The organism is Poinsettia branch-inducing phytoplasma str. JR1, from assembly GCF_000309465.1.
Classification (GTDB): domain Bacteria; phylum Bacillota_I; class Bacilli_A; order Acholeplasmatales; family Acholeplasmataceae; genus Phytoplasma; species Phytoplasma pruni.
In genome coordinates, this window is the sequence record NZ_AKIK01000109.1 from 1 (window position 1) to 4,007 (window position 4,007).

Consider the following 4,007-nt stretch of genomic DNA (forward strand, 5'->3'; position numbering starts at 1 on the left):
CGACGCTCTTCCGATCTTGCAACTTTTTTAAATTATTAAAAATTATTATACACAAAAAAAAATAAAAAACAAGTCCCGACGAAAAAAAACTTGTTTTAGATAAGTTGTTTAAAACAAAAAAGCTATGTTTAATAATTTAATTTTTATTAATTTTTTTACAAATACAGTTGGTAAGAGTGATTAAAGTTAAATAAATAACACTAACGATCACGAAAGGAGTAATTGTATCATTAGTAAGAACAATATTACGTTGAGCACTCCATAATAAACTAGATAACCCAATAATAGAAAATAAAGCTGTTTCTTTAAAATTAATAATTAGTTGATTCCAAACAAAAGGCATCGATCTTTTTAAAGTTTGTCTTAAAATAATATAATTGAAAACTTGTTTTTTTTTCATCCCTAAAGAATAGGCAGCTTCAAATTGCCCTTTATCTAAAAGTTTCATATTATTAACGAAAACGCTAGTTAAAATAGTAGCATTATTAATTAAAATGATAATTAAAGCGGTATAAAAAGAACCTAAAGAATCTACTTTGAAAAAATCAAAATTAAGAACTAATAAATTATAAACTAAAATAACTTGAATAGAAATAGGAACCGCTTTAAGAACATAAATCAAACTATCTATTAAAACAGAAAAGATGTTGTTTATTTTAAAAGATTTTTTGGCAGGCGATTCTACAGCAATGTTGACTGATAACAACTTAATTTTGAAAAATAATAAAGATAATATAAAACCTAAAAGCAAGCCATCAACAGCCAATAATAAAGAAATCAAAAAACTTTTATAATATGTTTTGAAAAAACTTGTTTTGGATTTGGTCGAATCAATAACCTTTTTATGTTTGTTAATTGCTGTCGGATGGTATTTGCCTTGATATGTTGCTTTGGTATTTAAAACGTCTTTTAAAATGCCTTCTAATTCCTTTTTTAAATTTTCTCCTTTTGGACCTTTTTGTAAGAACATGCCTAAAAGAGGGACTTTTATGTCATCAGGCAAATCTGTTAATTTGAAAGCTTTGAATTTATCACGTTGTTGATTGGCGATTAAATCTACTACTGGATATTCTAATAAAAGAATGTCTGCTGTTCCGTTAGAAACTGACTCAGCACAATTCACCGCGTCCTCTTTTAAAGCTGTTTTTTTAGCTTTTGGCAAATAATGTTGCTTTTTCAAAGTATCGAAAAATTGAATATCATATATTGAACCGATAATAGTGGTTATCCTTTTCACTTCCTTTAAGTCGTTTAATTTTATTGCATCTTTTTTCTCTTTAAACAAAGGATCATCTTTTTTAACAAGAATACCTAAATCAGACGTATGATACTCAATAGATAACATTTGTTCTTTTCTTTCATCTGTAACATTTAACATTCCGATAATAACGTCTACTGTACCTTGTTTAACAGCATTTAATATTCCAGGAAAAGAGAAAGTTCTAATAATCAAATTCCTATTCATTTTGTCGGCTATTTCTTTAAAAAATTCGATATCAGAACCACTGATAAAATCGCCATTAATAGTTTCATGACCATTATCTTTATTGGTTCCGTCAAAAGCGAAAGGTGGAGCGTTATTCACGATTCCTAAAGTTAAAGTTTCTTTTCCATCTTTTTTAACACCATTAGGCATCAAGATATAAAAATTAAGCCAAACCAAAAGAATCGCTATTATCGTGCCGATGGAAATTTTTTTCCAATTTTTCATAAGATATTTTTTTAATATAAAAGTGTCCATAAAGTTACAATTATTCCTTCCGATCAATTTCGTCTTTATTATTTAGTTTCTTTTGTTAAAAATAAAAAAATTAACTTAAACTAATAAAAGTCGAAAACAAGATATTTATTAATAAATTTGTCACTTAAATTAAATATTTGTTTCGAATGCGAACTGTTAAATCAACCATTTGTTCTTCATCTTATTTTTCAATAGGATGGATTGTTATATTTCGATTGATTACTTTGTTCTTAAGATTATTCTGTTGTTATAATTATTTGTTCCCAAATAATTAATGTTTAGTTTTTTGATTGATTAAATCCGTTATACCAATTAACATTAAATAAAACAAACTTATTAAAATATAAGGGGTAATAGTGTCAAAAGTAATCGAAACTTGCCTTTGGGCTGCGAAAATAAGACTTACTATTCCGATTATTTGAAATAAAGCGGTTTCTTTTAAATTAATAATAAACTGGTTCCAAATAGAGGGAATCGTTCTTTTAAAAGTTTGTCCTAAAGTGATATAACGAAAAACTTGTTTTTGGTTCATTCCTAAAGAATGAGCGGCTTCTATTTGTCCAGGATCTAAAAATTTAATATGGTTTAACATAATTTCTGTTAGATTAAAAGCTGTATTTAACATAATAACGATCAAACCGACTATCACTGGTCCTAAAGAACCTTTAAAAGATGGTATATTCACTAAAAAACTATAAAACAATAAAGCTTGAATTACTATGGGTATAGCTTTAAAAAAATTCATTAAAAAGTTAAAAAAAACTGTTAATATTTTTTGCAGATAAATTAAACAAGTTTTTTGCTTTTTTATCCCTTCAGAAGAATTTTTCCACATTGTTAATAATATAGCCAATAAAAAACCTAAAAAAAGACCGTCTATCGCCAATAATAAAGTAGTCAAAATACCTTGTTTATAAGCTGGTAAGGATTGATATAAGTTAGACCAAAAAGAAGGACCTTTCGTAGACAAGTCAGAATTATTTTTAACATCCGAAAAAGATAAAACAGAATAATGTAACCAAATCAAAAATAACAAAAAAATAGTCAAAAAAAATATTTTTTTTCCATTTTTTTTCCAATATGTTTTTATGTTTAAATCCATAAAATCTATCATTCCTTTTTTCTTATTTTAAATATTCATAAACGCTTTATTTTTTGTTCATAATGCGTTTTTATTTCAAAGTATATAGTTATAGCATTAAAATAATAGTTTTTAATTAAATGAGATCAAAATTCTTCAAAAAAAGATCTTATTTTAGGGTATTTATTAGTTTCAAAAATTTCTTTAGAAGAACCTTTTTCCACAATAACGCCGTTTTCCATAAAACAAATATTATGAGAAACTTTTTTAGCGAATTTCATTTCATGCGTAACAATAACTAGAGTAATTTCGTTTTGTTCAGCTAATTTTTTTAATATTTGCATTACTTCCTGAGAAGATTCGGGATCAAGAGCGGAAGTTGGTTCGTCCAATAAAATAACTTTTGGTTGCATACATAAAGTTCTAGCGATCGCGACTCTTTGTTTTTGTCCTCCAGAAAGTTGTTTCACATCTACATCAGCAAATTTTTCTAAACCTACTTCTTTTAGTTTTTGTAAAGCATTAGCTTTAGCTTGTTCTTTACTCATTTTTAAAACTTTAACTGGCGCTAAACAACAATTCTCTAAAACATTCTTTTCTTCGAATAAGTTAAAATTTTGAAAAACCATTCCTACTTTTGTGCGTAACTCAGATAAATTAACATTCTTATCTAAGATGTTTTGCGAATTAATCAAAATTTCCCCTGAATCAGGTACTTCTAATAAATTTAAAGTTCTTAATAAAGTGGATTTACCGGAACCAGAATGACCTATAATAGTAAGTATTTCTTGGTTGCGAATATTTAAATTAATATTTTTTAAAATGTGTTTTCCGTCAAATGATTTATTTAAATTTTTAATTTCTATCATGTTTTTCATATCTTTTTTTCTCCTTTGTTTTTTTATCTAAATTTCATATATTTCGAATTACTTTATGAAAGCATTTTGTTCTAGCAAGAACGACCGTTTAAACATCAAAATGTTTTTTTATTAGAAATACATATTTTGGAAAAAGTTATTTAGCTAAAGGTCTTGGTTAGATAAAAAAAGAAAAAAGATTAATATTTTATGAAACTATATCAATTCTTTGTCATCATTTATGCAAAACCAAAAAAAATAACTATTTTTACAATCATTATAACTTTTTTAAAAAATTATTAAAATTGTAAAGTTTTTTTATAAAAAT

3 protein-coding genes are annotated in these 4,007 nt (G+C 25.8%); all 3 read right to left on the reverse strand.

The window, feature by feature from the left end:
- Positions 1-136: 136 nt before the first annotated feature.
- Positions 137-1,741 carry an ABC transporter permease subunit gene (locus tag ON17_RS02465; protein ID WP_017191918.1) on the reverse strand — a complete coding sequence of 535 codons (1,605 nt, stop codon included), beginning with the start codon at positions 1,739-1,741 and terminating at the stop codon, positions 137-139.
- A gap of 271 nt (positions 1,742-2,012) precedes the next feature.
- Positions 2,013-2,843, reverse strand: a complete 831-nt coding sequence (locus ON17_RS02470) for an amino acid ABC transporter permease (RefSeq protein ID WP_017191919.1) — start codon at positions 2,841-2,843, stop codon at positions 2,013-2,015.
- Between the two features lie 125 nt (positions 2,844-2,968).
- Positions 2,969-3,700: an amino acid ABC transporter ATP-binding protein gene (locus tag ON17_RS02475; protein ID WP_017191920.1), complete on the reverse strand. Its 732-nt coding sequence runs from the start codon at positions 3,698-3,700 to the stop codon at positions 2,969-2,971.
- Between the last annotated feature and the right edge of the window lie 307 nt (positions 3,701-4,007).

Coding starts and splice junctions, on each gene's coding strand:
- ON17_RS02465 (WP_017191918.1), bottom strand. CDS start 1,741: ATGGACACTTTTATATTAAAAAAATATCTTATGAAAAATTGGAAAAAA.
- ON17_RS02470 (WP_017191919.1), bottom strand. CDS start 2,843: ATGGATTTAAACATAAAAACATATTGGAAAAAAAATGGAAAAAAAATA.
- ON17_RS02475 (WP_017191920.1), bottom strand. CDS start 3,700: ATGAAAAACATGATAGAAATTAAAAATTTAAATAAATCATTTGACGGA.